The sequence below is a fragment of the Allohoeflea poritis genome, from assembly GCF_027889715.1.
In the GTDB taxonomy this organism is placed as follows: Bacteria; Pseudomonadota; Alphaproteobacteria; order Rhizobiales; family Rhizobiaceae; genus Hoeflea_A; species Hoeflea_A poritis.
This window is the reverse complement of the sequence record NZ_JAPJZH010000005.1, coordinates 22210-47655: the sequence shown is the minus strand read 5'-3', so window position 1 is coordinate 47655 and position 25446 is coordinate 22210. Positions and strand designations below refer to the sequence as shown.

Below are 25446 nucleotides of genomic sequence, written 5' to 3'. Positions count from 1 at the left end.
GCCGCTTTAGCGGATGACGTGCACCGCGCACTGGGCGTGACGGACCACCCGCGCCGCGGTCGAGCCGAGGAAATAATCCTCGATGCCGGGCCTGTGCGAGGCGATGATGATGCAGTCGACACGGTTTTCCCCGGCATAGTCGACAATGAAACGTCCGGCATGGCCGACCGCCAGGTGTGTCGAGGCGCCTTCGAGGGCAGCCGCGGACTGTTTCAGGGCCTTCTCGGCCTGGTCGTGCGAGTTGTCCAGAGCATCCTTGGGCAATTGCGTTGCAACGAAGCTCGGAATGGCTTCCATCACGTGCAGCACGGTGAATTTGGCATCCGCATCAGCCAGCGTGCGCGCGGCAAGATAGGATGCCTGCGTATCGTGCTCGTCATCGAGAAGAATGGGCACAAGAATGTTTTTGTACATGGCACTGTCTCCAACAGGCGGGCAATGCGCACCCGCCGGATTGTTCTGCCACAAAAGGCCCCGCGCCGCATTGACCTGGCTCAATCCTCCTCGTCGTCCATCCGCCCGGTCAGCGACATGCCTTCGATCCACGTGGCGCCGTCGCGGCGGATCACGGTTTTCGGCCGCACGCCGCAGCGCTCCGAGATCGCATCCGCCAATATCTGCGAGTGTGTCACGACCCAGACCTGGCTGTCTGCCGAAGCACTGGCGATCATGCCGGCGAGCGCCGGCAGCATGTCCGGATGCAGGCTCGCCTCCGGCTCATTGAGCGCGATGAAGGGCGGGCGCCGGTAGGACATCAGCGCCGCCGCCAGCGCCAGGAAACGGATCTGCCCGTCGGACAGTTCGCGCGGCTGGAAAATACGTTCCGGAAAATCCGGGAACACGAGACCGAAACTGGCATATTCCTCCGGCACCGGAACCGACAGCGCCGCGCCGGAAAAAGCGTCGTAGACCGACCGGTCGAGATCGATCGTGTCCTGGCGCGTATGCGCGATGGTCGCGAAGACGGCGGCGATGTTGGCGCCGTCCTCTTCCAGCATCGGCGCGGTGATGGCCAGACATGGCTGGCGCAGGGGCGAGCCGGCATCGGAGCGGAAGCCGTGATAGAACCGCCACTGGCCGATAATGTGCCGCAAGGTACTGATCTCGGGATAGCGGCCCGCATCGCCGAGCATGAACAGCGCCGTCTCCGAGGTCAGGGCCTGCTCCGGATAGTCTTCCATCCGGCCGCTTTCGCCGCGCGCCGAGACATGGGCGCCCTCGCGCCGCATGGTAACGACCGGCCGGCGGCCCGTATCGACCGTCAGTTCCTCGGCCTTGATCTGTGCCTCGTGGAAAAAACCCGCCGACGGCTCCGCCTGTTTGAAGCCCGTTTCGATACTGTATCGGTAGACGATGCCGGTCGCTTCATCGACAATCTCCGCCGAAAGCTTGATGCGTGCCTTCTCGTGCTTGCGTGTACCGCCGCTCCAGAAGGCTGAGTAGATACCGCCCTCTTCGGCGATCAGGTGCGACAGACGCCCCTCGGCAGCCGCCTTGATAAGCTGCAGGGCCCGGTAAAGATTGGATTTGCCGACGCCATTGGCGCCGACAAAGAGATTCACCGATCCCAGATCCATGCGGATCGAACGCAGGGACCGGTAGTTCTCGGCGGACATGGAGCGCAAATACATGCGCCGAAACTAGACCGCTTTTAACTCGGACTGAACCACCCGATTATGGAAAATCAGGCAGCGGTCTCCTGCCGATAGGCCTGATCCTCGTCGAGCGCGTCCACCTGTTCGGCCCCATCCTGCTCGTCCTCACCGCACAAGACGGCGCTGCCCAGTTCGAAGCGGGCAATCTGGCCGGAAAGACCCTCGAGTTCGGCGGCAAGGCTGTGCGTCGAGGCGGTGGTCTCTTCAACCATAGCCGCGTTCTGCTGGGTAAACTGGTCCATCTGGCTCACGGCAACATTGATTTGCTGCAAACCTGCGGACTGCTCGCGCGAGGAACTCGCGATGGCATCGATGTGGCGGTCGATATCCACGACCTTGCCCGCGATCGAATTGAGCACCGTTCCCGTCCTGTTGACGAGTTCGACGCTCGACGTGACATGGCCGTCGCTGGCTTCGATCAGCGTGGTGATCTCCTTGGCCGCATTGGAGGCGCGCTGCGCGAGTTCCCGCACCTCCTGGGCGACGACGGCAAATCCCTTGCCGGCTTCGCCCGCCCGCGCCGCCTCGACGCCGGCGTTGAGCGCCAGCAGGTTGGTCTGGAACGCGATGTCCTCGATCACTCCGATGATCTGGCCGATCTTTTTGGAGGATTCCTCCATCTCGTCCATCGCCTTGATCACCTTCTCGACGACTTCTCCCGATTCATCGGCATCGACCTTCGCTTCGGATACCATCTTGCGCGCCTCGTCCGCGCGCTCGACTGCGCTCTGCACGGTCGTGGTGATCTCGCCGAGCGCGGCGGCCGTTTCCTCCAGCGAGGCGGCCTGCTGCTCCGTGCGGCGCGACAGATCGTCGGTCGCATTGCGGATTTCCGCCGAACCGGCATTGATATTTCCGGCGCTGACATTGATGTCGCGCAGCGCAGACTGAAGCTGCCCGACGGCACGGTTGAAATCCGTCCGCACCTGATCGAGATCGCCGGAAAACGCCGTATCGATGCCGGTGGAGAAGTCGCGATTCGCGAGCCGGCCGAGCCCCGCGGCGATATGCTCGATGGCGGTATGCAGTTCCTGCTCGGCCTGTTCCTTTTCCGCATCGCGCTGTGCGCGCTCCTCGTCCGATTGCTGGTGCAGCTCTTCCGCCTTGGCGGATTCGGCCGCCAGCGCTTCCTGCGCGGACTGCGCTTCGTTCGTTGCCGACTCGGCCGCGATCAACGACCGCTCGACCGACCAGGACATGATGAGAAGGACACCGGCCTGCAGGACGAGGACGACGGCATGCAGCGCCACCCGCGCAAGTTCGGATTCACCGGGGAACACGGCCAGCGGAAGCGCGAAGAAAAGGATGAGATGGTGCAAGGCTGTCGCGCCCGCGAAGGCGATGATGGCGCGCCAGTCGATCCATGCCGCGCAGACTGCCAGCGAGGCGAAGAAATACATGTGCATGTCGATCTGCAGGGGCGAGCCGGTAAAGCCGTAGACAAGCAGCGAGACGAGCGCGAACTGGGCGATCGAAGTGACAATGCGCGTCACGGGTCCGGTACGGTCGAAATACCAGGTCACCGTCGCCGCAGCCGTAATGGCGAAGCCGCCGCCAAGCAGCACCGGCAACGAGGCTTCGGTCCCGAACGCGGCCCGCGCCGCGAGCAGAGCGAGATTGATCCACAACAGGGCCATGACCCCGATGGAGACCCTGGAACGGAGCGCTTCGAGTGCATTCATTGAGTAGTCCTCCTGAGGCATCCGGCCGCCAGCGCGTGGTCCATGACCAAAAGCGCACCGCGCTTCATGAGCCGGGATGCAAATTCCGATTGTTCCGAGTGGGCGATGGCGATCCAGTCGTAACGGCCGTTTTCGACAATCGTTCCGCCGGCGTCGGCGATGATGTGCAGGGCCGGGCGGTCAGCATGCCATGGAGGAGCGACCACGATCAGATAGGGGCTGCGCGGCACGGCAAATGCCAGCAGCAGGACCACGGCCACGAGCGACGCATTGGCCGCAATGACGATCCAGCCTTTTCTTGTGACGGACAATCCCACACCACCGCATGAGGCCTCGCAGATTGCGACGGACCTTGGCTACACGCATCGCTCCGGATGAGCCAGTTTGGCGGCGGCTTCATGCCTCAAGAAACGCGAAGAGGCGGTCTTTCAAATACGTTGCCGCTCTGCGCCGCTAGCGCCGGGCACCACTTTAGCGCGCAATGCTTTCGGCATGGTAAACAGCCCATTGCCATGAATTGCAGTTGAAAAGAATTAGGCTGTGGTGACCCTTTAACCTATGCGCCGGCGTGGCACATTTCGTTCCTGGCAAGGCGCGAAATGCGCCGCAGTGTGCGCCACTTCAAGCATTGCGCAACGACGTCCAGGGGCGAAATGTGCCTCGTCCCGTAGGGATTTTCCCGGATTTGCCCACGATCGGCCCATTCGTCGTCGAATATGCAACAGCATGTCCTTCCTCCTCATAAACCGATCCTGAACAAATCTGGACAAACCGGCACAAAGGTTAAAGGGTCACCACAGCCTAGCGGTTATCAGCCGTTATTGACGAATTCGCGGTCCGGATCGTCGGCAAGCTCGCAAACGCAATGATGTTCGAGCGACCGGGTGATGGCGGCAACATCGCCCTCAAGGCGCTCCGGCTGGATCAGGTGCCCGATATTGAACTCGAACGTCTTGCGCTTCTTGTTGAGCACCTCGTGGAAAACGGTCATGTCGCGCAGTTCCGTCGAATATTTCGACAGCCAGTAGAACAGGCCCGAGTTGCGGGCCGACATGTGAACCGGCAGGACCGGCAAATTGTAGCGCCGCGCCAGGCCGACCGCCGACTGCTTCCACGGGCGTTCATTGAGCTTTCCGTTGGCCCAGTAGGCGATGCGCCCGGACGGGAAGAGCACTGTCGCCTTGCCCTCTTCGACGGCTCTGTTGGTCAGCCGCAATGTCTCGCGCGCCTTCAGATTGCTCTTGTGTTCCTCGCGCCATTCGACCGGGATGATGACTTCCGCGTAGCGCGGATTGACACGCAGCGCATCCCTGTTGGCGAAGATCATCATGTCCGGCCGCCGGCCTTTGAGCAGGTCGAACACGGCGACACCGTCGGCTATGCCGGTCGGGTGATTGCAGACAAGCACGAAACCGCCGCTTTCGGGGATACGATTCCCGTTGCGCACCTTGAGCTCGAGATTCAGCAGATTGCTGGCATATTCCATGGCATCGTAGCCTGGAAGATTGGCAATCGCGTCGGCAAAGGCGATCGCCTGGCGGTAATGCAGCACCGAGTGCAGCAGCGGACGCATGACGGGCCAAAGCGGATTCTTGACGATTTTCTGCCCACGCTCGGCGATCAGCTCATCGACGACATGCCCGGGCTGCCCGTAGGAAACGAGCGCAATCCGATCAGCCAGATCATCGAGATTCATCAGCTGGAAGCGCTTTTGGGCCATAAACAATCCCCGCGACGGTGTAGTGCCTCTATTGCAGTCAAATGTGTACTCACAATGACACGGGCCGCCCCACCTCCATTGCTCAGTCGAGTTAACAGTAGCATAACCGAGGTGCGCGACAATGCTACCGCAATCAACTGCTGGTCACGTAATGCTTTTGGCCGGTTCCTTCAAGCGGCGATTTGGCGTCGGCGGCTACGCAAAGCCGCAAACGCCCGGAAAACGGTTCACGGCTGATTATGGCGGAAGAGGGATTTTTGATCGCAGCGCGGCCGGATCTGGCCAACCAGCTGCAAGCCTGGGCGGGAAATCTCAGGCAGGAGCGGCGCCTGTCGCCGCACACGCTTGACGCCTATCTGCGCGATGTCCGCCAGTTCCTGACCTTCCTGACCGGTCATCTGGCCGGCGCGCCCGGCCTGTCGGACATCGACAATCTGCGGCCTGCGGATCTGCGCGCCTTCCTTGCCCACCGCCGCCGCGACGGCGCCGGTGCGCGCACGCTTGGGCGCAGCCTGGCCGGAATCCGCTCCCTTTTGCGTTTCCTGGAGAAACGCGGGCTCGCGAACGCCGCCGGAATCCACGCCATGCGGGCGCCTAAACAACCGAAATCATTGCCGAAACCGCTGACGGACAGGCAAGCGGTCGCCGTCACGCGCAGTGGCGAGCAACTGGCCGAAGAACCCTGGGTCGCAGCAAGAAACGCCGCCGTCTTGTCCCTGCTTTATGGCTGTGGCCTGCGTATCTCCGAAGCGCTGGCGCTTTGTCCACAGGATTTCGCCGGAAATCCGGCAGCGCTGCACATCGCCGGCAAGGGCGGCAAGATGCGCATGGTGCCGCTCATCCCCGTGGCTTCGGCGGCCGTCCACCACTATCGCGATCTGTGTCCCTGGCACCTTGAAGCAGGTGAGCCGCTGTTTCGGGGCGTGCGCGGCGGCACGTTGCAGCCCGCGATAATCCAGAAGGAAATGCGCCGGCTGCGGTCTGCGCTCGGCCTTCCGGACACGGCGACACCGCACGCGCTGCGCCATTCCTTCGCAACCCATCTGCTGGCCGGTGGCGGCGATTTGCGCTCGATCCAGGAGTTGCTCGGCCACGCCAGCCTCTCGACCACGCAGATCTATACCGGTGTGGACACGGCACGCCTCCTGGAAGCCTACCAGAAGGCCCATCCGCGGGTGTGAGCGGCTTTCTCACTCCCGGCCAAGGCCATATACTGACCGCTCCTTCAGGAAACCCCTGGCGGGATCACGCTTCCGGATTCGCGCCGCGGCAGCGCCAATGGAGAAAGAGCCATGTCAGAAAATACCGCCCCCGCAGTCGATCTTGAGCAAGCCGAGGCGGAGGTCGACCTGCCGCAGATCGGCGCGCGCGATCGTTACGACGCATTGATGCAGGTGGTGCGCAACCGCGTGACCGTGCGCAAATTCGATGCTGAATTCGCCGTTCCCGACGAGCATTACGATCTGATCCTCGAGGCCGCCCGCCACGGACCGTCCGGCGCCAACGCGCAACCATGGCATTTCGTCATCGTGCGCGATCAGGCCGTCAAGAACGCGATCACCGACTATTTCGTGACCGAGCAGCGCTTTCGGGCCAAGGCGAAAATGAAGTTTCCGACACCGGACTATCGCGGCCTCGCGACGGCACCGGGTTTCGTCGTGGTCTGCTCCGATATGCGCTGGGTCAACGCTTTTCCGGTTCTCAATGACGGCAGCGATCTCGACCGCATGTACAAGGAGAACGCCGAACGCATCCTGCTGCAGTCCGTCGCGGCGGCGACCATGTCGGCCCATCTGGCGGCGGCGGCGCTTGGCTACAATGTCTGGTGGGTAACGGCAATCGGCCAGGAAAATGCCCAGAAGGCGATGAAGCCGCTGCTCGGCATACCCGACGAGCTGTCGGTGCTCGACATCTTCCTGTTCGGCCCGCCGGCGCAGAAACCCTACAAGCGCTGGCGCAAGCCGCTGGAGGAGATCACCAATCGCGACCGTTTCGAGGCCGGCCATTTCATGACCGACGAGGAACTGGACGACTGGATCCGCAACCGCCGGCACCGGGTCATGTACAAGGACGCGTCAAAGATCGATTAGACCGGTCGTCTAGCGCATATCCCTTTGCCTGCGCCGTCGGCGGAAACGCACTGGACAACAAGGTTTCGTTAACCAGCGCGGTCGATCGGCTTTGGCGCAAGGCGCCGTTAACCGTTTGGCACGCACTGCGCGGCTATTCTAAGCGCGAACTTTTCGTCACACGGAAACAGTCATGACATTCATTTCGCCGCCACTTGAGCGCATTCAGGCGGTCCGCATCAACTGGGGTCTTGCCGCGGCGGTCGTGCTGCATCTGATCTTCCTATTGTCCTTTGTCGCCGCGCTGCTGCTGGCCACACAGCGCGCAAACGCGCAGGACGTCGCATGCCGCGGCGAGAACCTCGTGGAAATCATGGCGCGCGACAACCCTGATCGGTTGGCTGAAATCCGTCAAAAGGCGGCGGCGACGCCCAATGGCGACAGCCTGCTTTGGCGCATCGAGCACGCCGGAGCCGAGCCGTCCTGGCTTTACGGAACCATGCATGCCACCGACCCGCGTGTGCTGGAGATGTCCGACGCCGCCCGGTCCGCCTTCGACGGCGCGCAGACCATTGTTGTGGAATCGTCCGAGATCACGAATCTCGAGGGTGCCATGGCCTCGCTGATGACGGATCCGAGCCTGACCATGCTAGGTGCGGGCGAAACGCTTCAGAGCCTTCTGGAGGAGGCCGATCTGGCCGAGGTGGAGACCGTGCTCAAACAGCGCGGCGTTCCGATCACCTTCGTTTCCAGAATGCAGCCATGGATGGTCTTTAGCCTGATTTCGGTTCCCGAATGCGAACTGGTGCGGCGCGGCAAGGGCATCTCCTTCCTCGACAAGAAGCTGGCGGATGATGCGCTGGAGCAGGGAAAAAGCCTCAAGGGCCTCGAAACGCTGAAGGAGCAGCTATCCGTGCTGTCCGGGTTGCCGCTCGACGTTCAGGCCCGGCTTCTGGTCGACACGGCGACGCTGGGCGATCTGCTGGAGGACGTGACGGCAACGATGACGGAGCTTTATCTCGACGGCCAGGTCGGCATGATCATGCCGCTTGTCGAAGCAACGACGATCGAGACAGACACCGCCGACACCGGCGCCTATGCCGAGTTCGAGAAGAACCTCGTCCTGAAACGCAACCACACCATGGCCGAGCGCGTGCTGCCGATCCTTGATGAAGGCAACGCCTTCGTCGCCGTCGGCGCACTGCACCTGCCAGGCGAGGAAGGCCTCGTCGCGCTGTTGCGTGACCGCGGCTACACCGTCACGGCTGTGCGGTAAACCGGGCTGCCCCTACATGTTGCCCCTACATGTGGATGGGCTTGTCATAGGCGGCAAGCGCCGCCTCCTTGACCGCCTCGGACATGGTCGGATGCGCATGGCACGTGCGGCCGAGATCCTCGGCGCTGCCGCCGAATTCCATCAGGACCGCCGCCTCGTGGATCATCTCGCCGGCACCGAAGCCGACGATATGCACGCCGAGTACCCGGTCATTCGCCTTGTCTGACAGCACCTTGACGAAGCCGTCCGACTGCAGCATGGCGCGGGCGCGGCCATTGGCCGAGAAGGGGAACTTGCCGACCTTGTAGTCGGCGCCTTCCGCCTTCAGTTCGTCTTCCGTCTTGCCGACCGAGGCGACCTCGGGCTGCGTGTAGACAACGCCCGGAATGACGCCGTAATTCACGTGACCCGCCTGCCCCGCGATGATCTCGGCAACGGCAACGCCTTCATCCTCGGCCTTGTGGGCCAGCATCGGCCCGACGACAACGTCGCCGATTGCGTAGATACCGGAAATGTTCGTGCGGAAATGATCGTCGATGTGAACGCGGCCGGCGTCGTCGACGATCACGCCTGCCTTTTCAAGGCCAAGGCCTTCCGTATAGGGCTTGCGGCCTGTTGCCACCAGCACGACATCGGCGCTGAGGGTCTCGGCGTCTCCGCCCTTCACCGGCTCGAACGTCACCTTGGCGGACCGGCTGGTCGCAGCAACATCGGTCACCTTGCAGCCAAGCTTGAAGGTCAGCCCCTGCTTGCCGAGCATGCGCTGGAACTGCTTGGAAACCTCGCCATCCATCGGACCGAGGATCTTGTCGAGGAATTCGACCACCGTGACCTCGGCGCCGAGCCGCGCCCAGACCGAACCGAGCTCGAGCCCGATAACACCGCCGCCGACGACGACCATGTGTTTCGGCACTTTCGGAAGCTCAAGGGCGCCCGTGGAGGATACGACGACCTTCTCGTCGAACTTCACATTCACGCCGGGAATGCCGGCAACATCGGAACCGGTGGCGATGACGATGTTCCTGGTGTCGAGTTCGACGCTGTCGCCCTTGCCGTCGGTCACGGAGACCTTGCCCTTGCCGACAATCGTGCCGGTCCCGGTATGGACGTCAATCTTGTTCTTCTTCATCAGGAAGGCGATGCCGTCGACATTCGACTTCACCGTCGCATCCTTGTGCGCCATCATCTTTTCCAGGTTCAGCTTCGGCTTTCCGGTATCGATGCCGAGATCCGGAAAGGCGTGCTCGGCCTCCGAGAACATCTCCGAGGCATGAAGCAGCGCCTTGGACGGGATGCAGCCGATATTCAGGCAGGTTCCGCCCAGCGTCTCGCGCTTTTCGACCACGGCGGTCTTCAATCCGAGCTGCGCCGCCTTGATCGCGCACACATAGCCGCCCGGTCCGGTCCCGATCACGATGACGTCGTAGGGTTCAGCCATCAGAATTTCCTTTTCATCCTCGTTCGGCCGCCTATTCGAGGCAGGCCAGCAGCGTTAGTCTATCGATTTCCTTGGCCGGCAGCCCGTCCGTCAGGTCGGGCGCCCGTTCATCAAGCGCAGCGGCAAGGCCTTCAAGTTGCAAATAACCCGCAGCCGTCCCATTGGACGCCGGCAGGTTGCCGGCATTGCCATTTGCATCGACCGTTCGGACCGGGCCCTGCCAGACCGTGCATGCTTCGAGTTCCGCACCCGTGACATCGCCGTCGGGACAGTCGTCCAGAATGACGCCGGCCATGCCGCCTTCCTCCTCGGAAGGAAAAACGAACCCGTCAAAACGTCCGTCCCTGCCCTCGAGAATTACGCTGAAGCTCAGATCCGCAGATCCGGCGAACTCGAGCAGAACGCGCCGGTCCGTCGTCCCGTATCCGGCGAGCGCCTGCGGGCAGTTGCGTCCGCTTGTCCCTTCCGTCCAGCCCGGCGCCGCGGCCATAACGGCCGCCGCAAGGACCATCGGATGGAGGAACGGAACGTTCATGCTTCCTTATAGATCCAGGACAAGCCGTTCCGGATCTTCCAGGCTTTCCTTGACCCGCACGAGGAACGTCACCGCCTCCTTGCCGTCGACGATGCGGTGGTCGTAGGAGAGCGCCAGATACATCATCGGCCGGATAACCACCTGACCGCCGAGCGCCACCGGCCGTTCCTGGATCTTGTGCATACCCAGAATACCCGATTGCGGGGCGTTGAGGATCGGCGACGACATCAGCGAGCCGTAGACCCCGCCATTGGAGATGGTGAAGGTGCCGCCCTGCATGTCGGCCATGTTGAGCTCGCCATTGCGGGCGGCAAGCCCGAGCCGGCCGATTTCCTGTTCGATGCCGGCGATGGAACGCCGGTCGGCATCGCGGACGACCGGAACCACAAGCCCCTTGTCCGTGCCGACCGCAACGCCGACATGGCAGAAATTCTTGTAGATGATGTCGGTGCCGTCGATTTCCGCATTGACCGCCGGGATCTCCTTCAGCGCATGGCAGACGGCCTTGGTGAAGAAGCCCATGAAACCGAGCTTGACACCGTGTTTCTTCTCGAACAGCTCCTTGTACTTCTTGCGCAGCTCCATCACCGCGGTCATGTCGACCTCGTTATAGGTGGTCAGCATGGCCGCCGTGTTCTGCGCATCTTTCAGACGGCGGGCGATCGTCTGACGCAGCCGGGTCATCTTGACCCGCTCCTCGCGCGCCTCATCCTCGCTGCTCGACGGCGCCCGGGCGGCTGCCGGCGCTGCCGGGGCGGGCTCTGCGATGCCCTTGGCAAGAGCGTCGATCACATCGCCTTTCAGCACCTGGCCGCGCTTGCCGCTGCCGGCAACCTGGTCGGCTGAAACATTGTTCTCCGCCATCATCTTTGCGGCCGATGGCGCCGGTGGCATGTCGGAACCGGGCTGCGCGGCGGCAGGCGCGGCGGTATCGGCGTTCGCTTCGGCGGGTTTGCTTTCAACCGGCGCCTCCGTGGCCGCTGGCGCGGCGGCGGCCGCGCCCTCGGCGATCTGGCCGAGCAGCGCGTCGACCTCGACCGTATCGCCCTCATTGGCGACGATCTCGGAAAGCGTTCCGGCAGCGGGGGCCGGCACTTCGATCGTCACCTTGTCGGTTTCCAGTTCGACCAGCGGCTCATCGGTGGCGATCGCGTCGCCCACTTTCTTGAACCAGGTTCCGATGGTCGCCTCGGTTACGGATTCTCCGAGAGTGGGAACGCGTATTTCTGTGGCCATTTTATTCAGTTTCCGTTTGTCAGTTCAGGACAGATTAGCAAAAGCGGTCGTCAGCCGAGCGCATCTTCGAGGAAGGCCTCCAACTGCGCCTTGTGCTTTGACAGGAGACCCGTCGCCGGCGAGGCGGCGGCCGGCCGGCCCGTGTAACGCACACGCTGGTACTTGGCGTCGATATGTGCGAGCACCCACTCCAGATACGGGTCGATAAAGGCCCAGGCGCCCATGTTCTTCGGCTCCTCCTGGCACCAGACCATCTCCGCATCGCGGAAGCGCGACAATTCGTGGATCAGCGCCTTGGCCGGGAACGGATAAAGCTGCTCGAGACGCAGCAGGTAGACATCGTCGATGCCGCGCTGCTCACGCTCTTCGTAAAGATCGTAGTAGACCTTGCCGCTGCACATGACGACGCGGCGGATCTTGTTGTCCTTCTGCAGCTTGATGGCCTGATCCTTGCGCACTTCGGCATCATCCCACAACAGACGGTGGAAGGAGCTGTCACCGGCCATTTCCGACAGCTGCGAAATCGCGCGTTTGTGGCGCAGCAGCGATTTCGGCGTCATCAGGATCAGCGGCTTCCTGAAGTTGCGCTTCATTTGCCGGCGCAGGACATGGAAATAGTTTGCCGGTGTCGTGCAGTTCGCCACCTGCATATTGTCTTCCGCGCACAGTTGCAGAAAGCGCTCCAGGCGGGCCGAGGAGTGCTCCGGTCCCTGGCCCTCATAGCCGTGGGGAAGCAGGCACACGAGGCCCGACATGCGCAGCCATTTGCGCTCGCCCGAGGAGATGAACTGGTCGAAGACGACCTGCGCGCCATTGGCGAAATCCCCGAACTGCGCTTCCCAAAGGGTGAGCGCGTTGGGTTCGGCCAGCGAATAGCCATATTCGAACCCGAGCACCGCCTCTTCGGACAGCATCGAGTTGATGACCTCGTAAAGCGCCTGGCCCTTGCCGAGATTGTTCAGCGGAATATAGCGCTCCTCGTCTGCCTGGCTGTAGAGCACCGAATGGCGCTGCGAGAAGGTTCCGCGCTCGCAGTCCTGCCCAGACAGGCGCACGGCATGCCCTTCCAGGAGCAGCGATCCGAAGGCCAGCGCCTCCCCGGTCGCCCAGTCGATCCCGTCGCCGGTATCGATCATCTTGGAACGGTGGTCCATGAACCGCTGGATCGTCCGGTGAACGGCAAATCCATCCGGAACGGTGGAGAGTTTGCGGCCCATGTCTTTCAGGTTCTTGACCGTCAGGGCCGTCTTGCCGCGGCGCTGTTCGTCCTGATTGTCCGCGACGCGCATGCCCGACCAAACGCCGTCCAGCCAGTCGGCCTTGTTCGGCTTGTAGGAATTGCCGGCCTCGAACTCCTGCTCCAGGAAGGCGCGCCAGTCGGCCTTCATCTTCTCGACATCGCCCTGGCCGAGCAGGCCCTCGCTGACGAGCTTCTGACCGTAGATCTGCAGGGTTGTCTCGTGTGAGCGGATCTTCTTGTACATGATCGGCTGGGTAAATGCCGGCTCATCGCCCTCATTGTGACCGAAGCGGCGATAGCAGAAAATGTCAAGCACCACAGGCTTGTGGAAGGTCATGCGGAACTCGGTCGCCACCTTCGCGGCATAGACGACCGCTTCGGGATCGTCGCCATTGACGTGGAAGATCGGCGCTTCGATCATCTTGGCAACGTCCGAGGGATAGGGCGAGGAACGCGAGAAACGCGGATTGGTGGTAAAGCCGATCTGGTTGTTGATGATCACGTGGATCGTACCGGCGACCCGGTGACCGCGCAGTCCCGACAGGCCGAGACATTCGGCAACGACACCCTGCCCCGCAAAGGCCGCGTCGCCATGCAGCAGCAGCGGCAGCACCTTGACCCGCTCGGCCAGCGGTACGACTTCGCCGCGAGGGTGACCGGCCAGCAGGTCCTGCTTGGCGCGGGCCTTGCCCATGACCACCGGATTGACGATTTCAAGATGCGACGGGTTCGCCGTCAGCGACAGGTGCACGGAATTGCCGTCGAACTCGCGGTCGGAGGAGGTGCCCAGATGATATTTGACGTCGCCGGAGCCCTCGACATCGTCGGGTGTGAAAGAGCCGCCCTTGAATTCGTTGAAAATGGCGCGGTGGGACTTGCCCATCACCTGTGAAAGCACGTTCAGCCGGCCGCGATGCGCCATGCCGAGGACGATTTCCTTCAGGCCCATCTGCCCGCCGCGCTTGATGATCTGCTCGAGCGCCGGGATAAGCGCCTCGCCGCCATCCAGGCCGAAACGCTTCGTACCCTTGTATTTGACGTCGATGAACTGCTCGAAGCCTTCCGCCTCGATCAGTTTCTGCAGGATCGCGGTCTTGCCGCGCGGCGTGAACTCGACGCCCTTGTCCGGACCCTCGATGCGCTTCTGGATCCAAGCCTTTTCTTCCGGATTGGAGATGTGCATGAACTCCACGCCGATCGTCGAGCAATAGGTGCGCTTGAGGATGTCGAGCATCTCATTGATGGTCGCGTATTTCAGGCCAAGCACATTGTCGAGGAAGATGCGCCGGTCGAAATCGGCTTCCGTGAAGCCGTAATTTTCCGGAGAAAGCTCGTTATAGTCTTCCTTCTCCTCGGCGATGCCGAGCGGATCGAGCTTGGCGTGCAGATGGCCGCGCATGCGGTAGGCGCGGATCATCATGATGGCGCGCACGGAATCGCGCGTCGCCTGCTGTACCTCATCATCCGACAGGACGGCGGCGCCGTTTGCGGATTCGTCCTTTATCCGGGTCTTGAAATGGTCCTCGACCGCGCCCCAGTCGCCGTCAAGGGCCGAGATCAACTCGCCATTTGCGGCGACCGGCCAGTTGTCACGCTTCCACGACGCGCCCTGTGCGGCCTTGCGCACATCGTCGGCATCATCCTTCAGGGCCGAGAAGAAGCTCTGCCACTCGGGCGGAACCGATGACGGATCGTCCTCATAGCGTGCGTAAAGTTCCTCGATATAGGATGCGTTGCTGCCATATAGAAATGAAGTTGCCTGGAAGGTTTCGTTGGCTTCCTGTCTTGCCATCTGCCCTTTGCGGGAAGTCCCCGCCTCCTTGGTACGTTGCGGCGCTGCCGCTCAGCATTGTGTACCCCTCACGGGTACGGCACGTTTCCACCCAAAGACCAAATATGCGGTGCGGGCCGTTCTCTTTGTAGCCCTGTCTCGCATATTCGCCGGCGCTCGCCGCTCCTGCGGTTCTGTAACGCCGGAATTGCGCCTGTTGCGGCGCCCTCCTGGTCGGACACATTTGCGTGTGCCCGACGGCAAGGGCGGCACCTGGGTGCCGCCCCGCATCTCTCAGCCTTTCAGCAATTCGACCAGTGTCTTGCCGAGCTGCGCCGGCGACGGAGACACGCGGATGCCCGCCTCCTCCATCGCTGCAATCTTGTCCTCCGCGCCGCCCTTGCCGCCGGAAATCACCGCGCCGGCATGGCCCATGGTGCGTCCGGGCGGTGCCGTGCGGCCGGCGATGAAGCCGACGGTCGGCTTGGACCGGCCTTTCTTCGCCTCATCGGCGAGGAACTGGGCGGCGTCTTCTTCGGCCGAGCCGCCGATCTCCCCGATCATGATGATCGACTTGGTCTCGTCATCGGCCAGGAACATCTCGAGCACATCGATGAACTCGGTGCCCTTGACCGGATCGCCGCCGATGCCGACGGCCGTCGTCTGCCCGAGGCCCTCATTGGTGGTCTGGAACACCGCCTCATAGGTCAGCGTGCCCGACCGGGACACGACGCCGACGGACCCCTTCTTGAAGATATTGCCCGGCATGATGCCGATCTTGCATTCTTCCGGCGTCAGCACGCCCGGACAGTTCGGGCCGAGCAGCCGCGACGAGGATTTCTCCAGCCGCCGCTTGACCTTCACCATGTCGGAGACGGGAATGCCTTCGGTGATGCAGACGATCAGCGGTATCTCCGCATCGATCGCCTCGATGATCGCCGCCCCGGCGCCCGCCGGCGGAACATAGACGACCGACGCGTCGGCGCCGGTCCGTTCCTTGCCCTCCGCGACGGAAGCGAAGATCGGAAGATCGGCCGTGCCGTCGCCGACATTGCCGGTCCAGACCTGCCCGCCCTTCTTGGGGTGGATGCCGCCGACCATCTTGGTGCCGTAATAGGCCAGCGCCTGCTCGGTATGGAAGGTGCCGGTCTTGCCGGTGAGGCCCTGGACAAGGACCCTGGTGTCTTTATTGACGAGAATCGACATGGATCAGGCCCCTTTCACCGCTTTGACGATTTTCTGTGCGGCGTCATCCAGATCGTCCGCGGCAATAACGTTGAGGCCGCTTTCATTGATGATCCGTTTGCCCTTCTCCACATTCGTGCCTTCCAGGCGCACCACCAGGGGAACCTTCAGGCCGACTTCCTTGACCGCAGCGACAACGCCCTCGGCGATCGTGTCGCAGCGCATGATGCCGCCGAAGATGTTGACCAGGATACCTTCGACAGCCGGGTCGGCGGTGATGATCTTGAACGCGGCGGTGACCTTTTCCTTGGACGCGCCGCCGCCGACATCGAGAAAGTTCGCCGGCTCCGCGCCGTAGAGCTTGATGATGTCCATCGTCGCCATGGCAAGGCCGGCCCCGTTGACCATGCAGCCGATATTGCCGTCGAGCGCCACATAGGCGAGATCGAACTTGGAGGCCTCGATTTCCTTCTCGTCTTCCTCGGTCGTATCGCGCAGGGCCACGACGTCGTCCTGCCTGAACAGCGCATTGCCGTCGAAGGAGACCTTGGCGTCGAGCACGCGCAACCGGCCGTTCTCCATGACGATCAGCGGATTGACCTCGAGCAGGCTCATGTCCTTTTCGACGAAGGCCTTGTAGAGGATCGGAAACAGCGTCATGCCGTCGCTGCGCGCCTCGCCTTCGAGCTTCAGCGCATCGCACAACTGCGCGGCATCGGCATCGGTCACACCCGTGTCCGGGTCGATCGGCAGGGTCAGGATCTTCTCGGGCGTTTCCTCGGCGACCGCCTCGATATCCATACCGCCTTCCGTCGAGACGACGAAGGCCGGCCGGCCGACGGTGCGGTCAACGAGAATGGAAAGATAGAGTTCGCGGTCGATATCCGCGCCATCCTCGATGTAGAGCCGGTTCACCTGCTTGCCGTGCTCGCCGGTCTGCTTGGTGACCAGCGTGTTGCCGAGCATCTCCGAGGCGTGCGAGACGACCTCGTCGACCGAACTGGCAAGCCGCACGCCGCCCTTGGCTTCGGCCGGCAATTCCTTGAACTTGCCCTTGCCGCGACCGCCGGCATGGATCTGGCTCTTGACCACGTAAAGCGGTCCGGGGAGTTTGGCCGCGGCGCCTGCGGCCTCGTCGGCGGAGAAGATCGGCACGCCCTCGGCGACCGGTGCACCAAAGCTCTTCAACAGGGCCTTGGCCTGGTATTCATGAATATTCATGGATGGAAATCCCGTGTTTCCGGCTATTTCAGGTTGGGCGCGATGGCGATGCAGGCCTCGCACAATCCGGCAACGGCTCCGACGGATTTGTCGAAGGCGTCCTTTTCGGACTTGTTGAGGTCGATTTCGATAACGCGTTCGACACCGCCGCCGCCGATCACCGTCGGTACGCCCACATACATGTCCTTGACGCCATACTGGCCGGAAAGATGGGCTGCGCAGGGAAGCACCCGCTTCTTGTCTTTCAGGAAGGCCTCGGCCATGGAGATAGCCGAAGCGGCCGGCGCGTAGTAGGCCGAACCGGATTTCAGCAGGCCGACGATCTCGGCACCGCCGTCACGGGTGCGCTGGATGATCTCCTCGAGCCGGCCCTTGGAAACCCAGCCCATCTTGACCAGATCCGGCAACGGAATGCCGGCAACCGTCGAATAGCGCGCCAGCGGCACCATGGAGTCGCCGTGACCGCCGAGCACGAAGGCGGTGACGTCCTCGACCGAAACGTCGAACTCGTCGGCCAGGAAATGGCGGAAGCGCGAACTGTCGAGGACACCGGCCATGCCGACGACCATGTTCTTCGGCAGCCCGGAAAATTTCTGCAGCGCCCAGACCATCGCGTCGAGCGGGTTGGTGATGCAGATGACGAAGGCATTCGGCGCGTATTTCTTGATGCCGGCACCGACCTGTTCCATCACTTTCAGGTTGATGCCAAGCAGGTCGTCGCGGCTCATTCCCGGCTTGCGCGGAACGCCGGCCGTGACGATGCACACATTGGCGCCCTCGATGGCCGCGTAGTCATTGGCGCCTGTCAGCTCGACATCGAAGCCGTCCACGGGCGCGGATTGGGCAATGTCCAGCGCCTTGCCCTGCGGTATGCCCTCCGCGATATCGAACAGGACGACATCGCCCAGTTCCTTCAACGCCGCCAGATGGGCGAGCGTCCCGCCGATCATGCCTGAGCCGATTAATGCGATTTTGTTTCGCGCCATAAAATGACACCTCCGAGATCCGATTGTCCCCGCGGCAGGCTGCGTCAGCATGCCGCAAACCGGAAAGTTGATTAGACTCCCGGAGCGATTTTGGCAACTCAAACTTTCGATATTAAAAAATTCAAACGGTTAGATGCACAAGCTCTTACGTAAACGTAAGAATTCAGGGCGTGCGATCACAAATGCCTGTTTGAATTCAGGCACTTTCCGCGTCGCTGGCGGCGCGGCTGGCGGCAAGATAATCCGCACTCTGCATTTCGAAGAGCCGCGAGGCGGTTCTGGCAAATTCGAAACGCTCGGTGCCCCGCTTGCCCGCATACAGATCCTCCGGCACGGCGGCGGCGGAAACGATCAGCCTTGTCCCGGCATCGTAAAGCATATCGACGAGGTTGATGAAGCGCTTGGCCTCGTTGCGCCGATCCTCATCCATGATCGGGATATTTTCGACAAACACGGTGTGATAGCGGTGCGCGATGATGTGGTAGTCGCTGGCCGCCAGGGGCCGCGCGCACAATTCGTCGAAGGTGAAGCGGGCAATGCCGCCGGCCTCCAGCGGCACCTCGATCTCGCGTCCCTTGACGCTGATCATATGCGGATGGGCGATATGCCCGACCGTCATCTCCCGCCAGGCTTTCGCCATGGCGATCTTCGTCTCATTGTTGATCGGTGTCAGATAGACCGGCAATTGTTTCAGCTTCTCGAGGCGGTAGTCGGTCCGCGCATCGAGGCTGAAGACATCGACCCGGGACTTGAGCAGATCGATGAAGGGCAGGAACAGCTGCCGGTTCAACCCGTTGTGATAGAGATCGTCCGGCTCCACATTGGAGGTCGCGACAAGCACACAGCCGCGCTGGAAGAGCTGCTCGAACAGCCGCGACAGGATCATCGCATCGGCGATGTCGGTGACCGAGAATTCGTCGAAACACAGCACCCATGCCTCGCCGATCAGCTGTGCCGCGACGGGCGGGATCGGATCTTCCTGTTTCGTCTCGCCGCGCTTGAGCGCCTGACGCTGCGCATAGATCCGCTCATGCACATCGGCCATGAAGTCGTGGAAATGCACCCGTCTTTTCCGCTGCGCGACAATCAGCTCGTAGAAAAGGTCCATGAGCATTGTCTTGCCGCGGCCCACGGCGCCGTGGATATAGAGCCCTCGGATGGCCGGAAGCTTTTTCTGCCGGCGTGCGAAGAGCCAGCCCAGATGGCTGGACTTGTTGGTCAGGCGCCGCTCGCCGATTTCCGCAAGAACCCGGTCAAGCGCCTTCGCCAGCATCACCTGCGCATCGTCGCTCTCGATCTCACCGCATTCAACCAGCGCATTGTAGCGCTCTAAGACCGTGATCCGGTCGGCAATGCTCATAGGAGGGTGTCCACGCGCACGATGCGGTTTTCGCAGCTTACCTGTTGAGGCTGATCGGTTGGCCCACCGCCGTCGTTCCGTCGAACCGCTGTTCGCCGGACTTGTAGAGCGCCGCGAACTGGTTTCCGGAAGAATCGTTTAGGATCACCTGCTTGCCCTGCACGTCCCAGGCCGAGATCAGCGCTGCCTGATCGTTGCAGCCGCGCGAGGCGGCCCGGTATCCGCCCGTCCATTTTGTCAGTGCGAGGAAGACATCGCAGCTATTGCCGCCCGTCGAGATCGTCCATCGCCCGACCATGGAGTCGCGCGTGACCTCGGGCGCATTGGCGGCGACCGTCTGCAGTTCCTGTTCGCTCGGGCCCTGCGTTGTCGGCGCATCCGGGAAATCGCTTTGCCCGGCCGGCGGCAACTGCCCGCTCTGAATGTCACCGACCGGCGCCGGAGACAGCGGCGCGGGCTGCCCGAATCCGCCGCCGAAACCGGTCCTCTGGCATCCCGCCAAAGCGACCGCCGCACACAGCGCGATCACGACTATTCCATTCCGCATCAATTCATCCCCATATGCATTTTCGGGAACCATCCCTGCCCCGACAGTCAACACCTATATCGGGTTGAAGGGATTCAATACACAAAGATGGCAAAATTTGTATTAAATTTGCACAACTCTTACTACGCTGCAAAGTCCGCCACGGATCAGCGGGCGCGCCATCGACCGCGTCCGCAACGCAACCGCGCGTCGAAACTGCTGTCCTTGCGCCTCTTTTTCCGTGAACCCGGGTCGGGACGATAGCGCATTAAGAATTGTTAACTTGCCATCGCCCGGGCAAGGTTCACTATAGACTGGCAATGCGGATCAACCCTATTGCGGGGGAAAAATGCCGGGACAGGGACGTTTCAGACCGTTGGCGAACGGCCGTATCTTGAGCTCCGCGACCGCTGCCCTCGTACTGGCCGGGGGGCAGGCAGCGCTTTTGGCCGGGGGCTTGCAGGCATCTGCGCATGACCTGCCGCTGGGCGACGACAAGATCTCGGATGCGCCCAGGGCCGGCTACGTCTTTTCGTGCCAGCAGCGTTTCAACAAGAACACGCCCGGCGCCCACGCATCAGGCGACTGGCTGGGAACAGCCACATGGGATCCGGACAGGAAACCGCACGTCCAGGGGTCCGTGACATGGCCGGCGGAAATTTCCATCCAGCGCGAAGGCGAAAGGCGCGTCATCCGCGCCAACAATCTGCCCACCCATCCGACCGGCACTTTTCCGATCCAGCGCAGCGATCCGGCCTACCAGTATGACCGGAACAATGGTCGCATCACCGCGCAGGACATACTGCTCGAAATGCCGGCCGTACCGGAAATCGCCGCGAGCCCGAGCTGCGTGCCGATGGGTATGATCGGTTTCACTTTGACCAATGCGGCCCAGTACAATGCGCTCGACGGGCGCGGCGACGATGCGCCCGCACATGAAATGCAGGACAAATGCGGCGGCCATCCGCAGCAGACCGGCCAGTATCACTATCACAACATGACGCCGTGCATCGACGACACGCGGTCCCAGCCCGGCGGCCACTCCGACCTCATCGGCTACGCCATTGACGGCTTCGGCTTGTTCGGAAAATACGGCGAGGGCGGCAGGAAACTGACCAATCAAGACCTCGATGCCTGCCACGGCCATTCCCACGCCATCAACTGGGACGGTGAGGCGCGGACCCTTTACCACTATCACATGACCGACGAGTATCCCTATTCGATCGGCTGCTTCATGGGAACGCCGGCCAATCTGCCCGGATCGATGGGCGGCGCGCCGCAGGGACCAGACGATGGCCCGCGCCAGGGCAGGGGCGGTCCGGAAAACCGGCCCGGCGGACCGGGCGGGCCCCAACAGGTCCTGGCAAACGCCGCGGCGCAACTCGGCGTTTCGGCTGATGCGCTCAGACGGGCTGTTGGCCCGCCGCCGCCTGATTTTCAGCGCGCGTCGCGTATGCTTGGAATTCCGGCGGACGAGATCCGGCGGGCGCTGGACGCTGCCCGAAGCGGCCGCTGATCGGGTTTACTTGACGATGCCGCGATGGGCCTCGTCGCCCCACAGGGCCTCGATCTGCGCGTCGCGTCGGCAGCCAAGCCGATAAAACCGGTAGCGGACCGGGTTCTTCAGATAGTAGTCCTGGTGATATTGCTCCGCCGGATAGAACATCGCCGCCGGTTCGATCCGCGTGGCGATCGTCTTGCCCAGCGTCTCCATGGCATCGGTGCTTGCTGTCTCCGCCTGGACCTTCTGTTCATCGTCAAGGGTGAAGATGGCGGTTGTATAACTCTCGCCCCGGTCGCAGAACTGCCCGCTTGCATCGGTGGGATCGACACTGCGGAAGAACACATCCAGCAACTGCTCGTAGGTGACCTTCTTGGGATCGTAGGTGATTTTCACCGCCTCGCGGTGGCCGGTCGTCTCCGACACGACATCCCGGTAGGTGGGATCGTCCAGATGACCGCCCGTATATCCGGAAATGGTCTCGATCACACCGGGAACGTGGTCGAAATCCGATTCGACGCACCAGAAACATCCGCCGGCGAAAATCGCGACTTCCACGTCTTCCGGCTGTTCGCCCTGTGCCTGAACCTGTGCCATCGGCGCGTAGCCCGCGACTGCGGCAACGCCGGCGCTTGCGGCAAGGGCGGCAACGATCAGGACTTTGCGCATGTTTTCAAGCTCCGGTCTGTCCTATTGCGGTTTCCGTCACGATAGACGCAGAACCCGGCGCTGGAAACAAGTCAATCCCGGTCACGAGGACGTGACATTGATGCACCGTTTCCCTTGTCCGGACAAAAGACGCCCCTGTCCAAGCCGGGTAATTGAATGCATAGTCAACGCACGACTCTGGCGGGAGGTCCTGATACCCATGCAGGAACGCAGACTGAAACGCGAAATCGGACCGATCGGCCTCATCGCCCTGGCCGTCAGCGGCATCATCGGATCGGGCTGGCTCTTCGCGCCGATGCTTTCGGCACAGCTTGCCGGGCCCGCCGCAATCGTCGCCTGGGTTATCGGCTCCTTCGCGATGCTGCTTCTCGCACTGACCTTCGCCGAGATATCGGCAATGTTCCCGCTTCCGGGCGGCATCGCCAGCATCCCTCAGGTCACCCACGGCAATGTCGTATCCATCGCCATGGGCTGGACGGCATGGCTCGGCTACCTGCTGACGGCGCCGGTCGAGGTGGAGGCGACATTGCGCTATCTCGGCCGCTATGCGCCCTTCATGTTCGAAGGATCGACCTACGAGAACCTGTCGTTCTCCGGATCGCTCGCCACCTTGGCCCTGATGGCCATTTTCGTCGTGCTCAACGCCTTTGGCGTCAAGGTCTTCACCGCCATCAACAATTCGGTAACCTGGATCAAGGTCATCGTCCCCATTGTCATCGCCATGATGTTTGTCGGATCCGCTTTCGAGCCGGCCAATTTCACCGCCGGCGGCGGCTTTGCGCCGGACGGTGCGCGCGGCATCCTTTCGGCGGTGTCTTCCGGCGGCGTGATCCTTTCGATGATCGGCTTCCGCCACGCTATCGACATGGCCGGCGAGGTGCGCAACCCGGGCCGCAACGTCCCGCTGGCGCTGATCGTCGCCATGCTGATCTGCCTGGTCATCTATCTCGGTTTGCAGGTCGCCTTTATCGGCGCCCTGCAACCCGGCGACCTGACCGATGGCTGGAAGGGCCTTCATTTCAACCATCCGGGCGGGCCGCTCGCATCGATCGCGACCGCCCTGGGCCTTTTGTGGCTGGTCAGCCTGATGAACACCACGGCGGTGATTTCGCCCTTCGGCTCGGCCCTGGTCGCCGTCGGCGCCAATGCGCGCCTTGTCATGGCGCTCACCGGCTCCGGTTTCATGCCGGCGGTCTTTGCGAAATTGTCCCGCTTCGGCGTGCCGTTCAACGCGCTGTTGCTGAATCTCGCCGTCGGCTGGGTGGCCGTACTGTTTCTTGACTTCACGGAGCTGGTCGCCGCTCACAGTTCGCTTGTGGTGCTGTCCTTTGTCGTCGGACCCGTCGCGGTCGTGGCGCTGCGTTCGCTCGCCGCCGACTACAAGCGCCCGTTCCGCCTGCCCGCCGCCAAGGCCGTCGGCTACGCGACCTTCATCCTCGCCACCCTCATTGTCTACTGGAGCGGCTGGCAGACCATCAAGGTGCTGGGCATCGCGATGCTGGTCGGCGCCGTCCTGTTTGCCATTCGCCTGCGCACCATGGACCGGAGCGATCTCGACCTGCGTCAGGCGGCCTGGCTCCTGCCCTATGGTCTGGGCATCGGCCTTATCTCGTGGCTCGGCAGCTTCGGCGGCATCGGGTTCATACCGGAAGGCTACGATATCCTGGTTTGCGCGGTCTTCTGCGCCGTCATGTACGGGTTCGCGTTGCGCTCGGCGCTGAGCCAGAACCGGTTCGACGAGCAGACCGATTCGATCCTGGCGCGGATCGGCTATGACGAGGCGGTGCTGCGCGACCTAGAGGTGTGAGGCAGAGCTGCGGGCTGGAACCGCGCCGGTCGCCGCATTATCTACGGATTGGCGCCTGAACCGGGCGCAAATTTTATGTGCGGCTGCACGGAACCGTTTCGATGCTTTGGATTGCGGCACTTGTTCTGTTGATGGGACTGGCTTTCGGGCCGACCCTTTGGGTGCGGCACGTGATGCGCACCCATGCCGCCGATCGTCCCGATTATCCGGGCACGGGCGGTGAGTTCGCGCGCCATCTTCTCGATCATCATGGTCTCAATGACGTCCCGGTCGATATCACCGAGGAGGGCGACCATTACGATCCCAGGGACAAGGCCGTGCGCCTGTCACGCGCGCTTTACGAGGGCCGCTCCGTCACCGCTGTCGCCGTCGCTGCGCACGAGGTCGGGCACGCGCTGCAGGACCGCGATGCCTATCGGCCCCTTAGATGGTGTCACCGGCTGGTATCGACCGCCAATCTCACCGACCGGATCGGCACGATTGTCATTTTCGGTCTCTCGGCGCTTGGCGGCGCGGCACTGTCGCCGCGCTTCTTCCTGTTCGGCGTGGCGGCGGTCGTTCTGATCGGTCTGATCCGTGTCGCCGCCCATCTGGTCATGTTGCCGGTTGAGTTCGACGCAAGTTTCCGGCGCGCCATGCCGATCATCGACCAAGGCCGTTATCTGCCGCCTGAGGACATGCCCGCTGCGCACGCGGTCCTCAAGGCCGCCGCATATACCTATGTCGCGGCCTCGCTGTTCCAGGTCCTCAATCTCTTCCGGATTCTCAGGGCGTTTCGCTAGACCCTGCGCTCGACCATCATCTTCTTGATTTCGGCAATCGCCTTGGCCGGGTTGAGCCCTTTCGGGCAGGTCTGCGCACAGTTCATGATCGTGTGGCACCGATAGAGCCGGAACGGATCTTCCAGCTCGTCGAGCCGCTCGCCCGTCGCCTCGTCGCGGCTGTCGATCAGCCAGCGATAGGCCTGCAGCAGCACGGCCGGACCCAGATAACGGTCGCCGTTCCACCAGTAGCTCGGGCACGAGGTCGAGCAGCAGGCGCAAAGGATGCACTCGTAAAGACCGTCCAGCTTGAGGCGGTCTTCATGCGACTGCAGCCACTCGGTTTCCGGCGCCGGTGTTGTCGTCTTCAGCCACGGCTCGATGGAACGGTGCTGTGCGTAGAAATTATTGAGATCCGGAACCAGATCCTTGACCACCGGCAGGTGCGGCAGCGGGTAGATTTTCACCGTGCCGTCGATCTCGTCCATGCCCTTCGTACAGGCCAGCGTATTGGTGCCGTCGATATTCATGGCGCAGGAACCGCAGATACCCTCGCGGCACGAGCGGCGCAGGGTCAGCGTCGGATCCACCTTGTTCTTGATCCACAAGAGCCCGTCGAGAACCATGGGCCCGCAATCGTCGAGATCGACATGGTAGGTGTCGATGGACGGGTTCTTGCCGTCGTCGGGCGACCAGCGGTAGATCCGGAATTCGCGCAGATTGGTCGCGCCCTCCGGCTTGGGCCAGGTCTTGCCGCCGGTGATCTGCGAGTTCTTGGGAAGCGCAAGTTCAACCATTTCGCCGATTT

At 62.4% G+C, this 25446-nt stretch carries 22 protein-coding genes; 6 read left to right on the top strand and 16 right to left on the bottom strand.

What is annotated here, in order from left to right:
- Nucleotides 1-6: 6 nt before the first annotated feature.
- The 5 genes from OOZ53_RS09555 to OOZ53_RS09535 form a co-directional block, all read right to left on the bottom strand.
- Nucleotides 7-414: a universal stress protein gene (locus OOZ53_RS09555; protein WP_271089253.1), complete on the bottom strand. Its 408-nt coding sequence runs from the start codon at nt 412-414 to the stop codon at nt 7-9.
- 80 nt (nt 415-494) lie between these two features.
- The gene (locus OOZ53_RS09550; RefSeq protein ID WP_271089252.1) at nt 495-1631 is read right to left on the bottom strand and encodes an AAA family ATPase; all 1137 of its coding nucleotides are present in this window, start codon (nt 1629-1631) and stop codon (nt 495-497) included.
- Nucleotides 1632-1684: 53 nt separating this feature from the next.
- Complete coding sequence (locus OOZ53_RS09545) at nt 1685-3337, bottom strand: methyl-accepting chemotaxis protein (protein ID WP_271089251.1); 1653 nt, start codon at nt 3335-3337, stop codon at nt 1685-1687.
- Nucleotides 3334-3648 carry a hypothetical protein gene (locus tag OOZ53_RS09540; RefSeq protein WP_271089250.1) on the bottom strand — a complete coding sequence of 105 codons (315 nt, stop codon included), beginning with the start codon at nt 3646-3648 and terminating at the stop codon, nt 3334-3336. The genes OOZ53_RS09545 and OOZ53_RS09540 overlap by 4 nt, the downstream gene beginning before the upstream one ends.
- Before the next feature lie 500 nt (nt 3649-4148).
- Nucleotides 4149-5057 (bottom strand): GNAT family N-acetyltransferase, encoded by a 909-nt coding sequence (locus OOZ53_RS09535; protein ID WP_271089249.1) that lies wholly within the window; start codon nt 5055-5057, stop codon nt 4149-4151.
- A gap of 239 nt (nt 5058-5296) precedes the next feature.
- On the opposite strand from OOZ53_RS09535, the gene OOZ53_RS09530 reads away from it, so the two are divergent.
- The 3 genes from OOZ53_RS09530 (at nt 5297) to OOZ53_RS09520 (ending at nt 8402) form a co-directional block, all read left to right on the top strand.
- Nucleotides 5297-6238 (top strand): tyrosine recombinase XerC, encoded by a 942-nt coding sequence (locus OOZ53_RS09530; RefSeq protein WP_271089247.1) that lies wholly within the window; start codon nt 5297-5299, stop codon nt 6236-6238.
- A gap of 111 nt (nt 6239-6349) precedes the next feature.
- Nucleotides 6350-7147, top strand: a complete 798-nt coding sequence (locus tag OOZ53_RS09525; RefSeq protein ID WP_271089246.1) for a nitroreductase family protein — start codon at nt 6350-6352, stop codon at nt 7145-7147.
- 172 nt (nt 7148-7319) lie between these two features.
- Nucleotides 7320-8402: a TraB/GumN family protein gene (locus OOZ53_RS09520; RefSeq protein ID WP_271089245.1), complete on the top strand. Its 1083-nt coding sequence runs from the start codon at nt 7320-7322 to the stop codon at nt 8400-8402.
- A 25-nt stretch (nt 8403-8427) separates the two neighbouring features.
- On the opposite strand, the gene lpdA is transcribed toward OOZ53_RS09520, so the two are convergent.
- From lpdA to OOZ53_RS09475, 9 genes are all read right to left on the bottom strand, one after another.
- Entirely contained in the window at nt 8428-9840 is a 1413-nt protein-coding gene (gene lpdA / locus OOZ53_RS09515; RefSeq protein WP_271089244.1) for a dihydrolipoyl dehydrogenase, read from the bottom strand.
- A gap of 31 nt (nt 9841-9871) precedes the next feature.
- Entirely contained in the window at nt 9872-10375 is a 504-nt protein-coding gene (locus OOZ53_RS09510; RefSeq protein ID WP_271089243.1) for a hypothetical protein, read from the bottom strand.
- A 6-nt stretch (nt 10376-10381) separates the two neighbouring features.
- Nucleotides 10382-11611, bottom strand: coding sequence for a 2-oxoglutarate dehydrogenase complex dihydrolipoyllysine-residue succinyltransferase (odhB, locus tag OOZ53_RS09505; RefSeq protein ID WP_271089242.1), 1230 nt, complete (start codon nt 11609-11611; stop codon nt 10382-10384).
- 50 nt (nt 11612-11661) lie between these two features.
- Entirely contained in the window at nt 11662-14643 is a 2982-nt protein-coding gene (locus tag OOZ53_RS09500) for a 2-oxoglutarate dehydrogenase E1 component (RefSeq protein WP_271089241.1), read from the bottom strand.
- A gap of 273 nt (nt 14644-14916) precedes the next feature.
- On the bottom strand, nt 14917-15828 hold the full coding sequence (gene sucD / locus OOZ53_RS09495) for a succinate--CoA ligase subunit alpha (protein WP_271089240.1): 912 nt from the start codon (nt 15826-15828) through the stop codon (nt 14917-14919).
- Between the two features lie 3 nt (nt 15829-15831).
- On the bottom strand, nt 15832-17028 hold the full coding sequence (gene sucC, locus OOZ53_RS09490; RefSeq protein ID WP_271089239.1) for an ADP-forming succinate--CoA ligase subunit beta: 1197 nt from the start codon (nt 17026-17028) through the stop codon (nt 15832-15834).
- 23 nt (nt 17029-17051) lie between these two features.
- Nucleotides 17052-18014 (bottom strand): malate dehydrogenase, encoded by a 963-nt coding sequence (mdh, locus tag OOZ53_RS09485; protein WP_271089237.1) that lies wholly within the window; start codon nt 18012-18014, stop codon nt 17052-17054.
- Nucleotides 18015-18210: 196 nt separating this feature from the next.
- Nucleotides 18211-19374: a cell division protein ZapE gene (gene zapE, locus OOZ53_RS09480; protein ID WP_271089236.1), complete on the bottom strand. Its 1164-nt coding sequence runs from the start codon at nt 19372-19374 to the stop codon at nt 18211-18213.
- A 37-nt stretch (nt 19375-19411) separates the two neighbouring features.
- Nucleotides 19412-19921, bottom strand: coding sequence for a protease inhibitor Inh/omp19 family protein (locus tag OOZ53_RS09475; protein WP_271089235.1), 510 nt, complete (start codon nt 19919-19921; stop codon nt 19412-19414).
- Between the two features lie 373 nt (nt 19922-20294).
- Here OOZ53_RS09475 and OOZ53_RS09470 point away from each other — a divergent pair, with 373 nt between their 5' ends.
- Nucleotides 20295-21416 (top strand): YHYH protein, encoded by a 1122-nt coding sequence (locus OOZ53_RS09470; protein ID WP_271089234.1) that lies wholly within the window; start codon nt 20295-20297, stop codon nt 21414-21416.
- 6 nt (nt 21417-21422) lie between these two features.
- Here the strand turns inward: OOZ53_RS09470 and msrA are convergent, their stop codons facing one another.
- On the bottom strand, nt 21423-22070 hold the full coding sequence (gene msrA, locus OOZ53_RS09465) for a peptide-methionine (S)-S-oxide reductase MsrA (RefSeq protein ID WP_271089232.1): 648 nt from the start codon (nt 22068-22070) through the stop codon (nt 21423-21425).
- 199 nt (nt 22071-22269) lie between these two features.
- Here msrA and OOZ53_RS09460 point away from each other — a divergent pair, with 199 nt between their 5' ends.
- Together OOZ53_RS09460 and OOZ53_RS09455 are read left to right on the top strand one after the other, a co-directional pair.
- Nucleotides 22270-23877: an APC family permease gene (locus tag OOZ53_RS09460; protein WP_271089231.1), complete on the top strand. Its 1608-nt coding sequence runs from the start codon at nt 22270-22272 to the stop codon at nt 23875-23877.
- A 101-nt stretch (nt 23878-23978) separates the two neighbouring features.
- On the top strand, nt 23979-24659 hold the full coding sequence (locus OOZ53_RS09455; protein ID WP_271089230.1) for a zinc metallopeptidase: 681 nt from the start codon (nt 23979-23981) through the stop codon (nt 24657-24659).
- Here the strand turns inward: OOZ53_RS09455 and OOZ53_RS09450 are convergent.
- Complete coding sequence (locus tag OOZ53_RS09450; RefSeq protein WP_271089229.1) at nt 24656-25435, bottom strand: succinate dehydrogenase iron-sulfur subunit; 780 nt, start codon at nt 25433-25435, stop codon at nt 24656-24658. The genes OOZ53_RS09455 and OOZ53_RS09450 overlap by 4 nt on opposite strands.
- Nucleotides 25436-25446 lie beyond the last annotated feature (11 nt).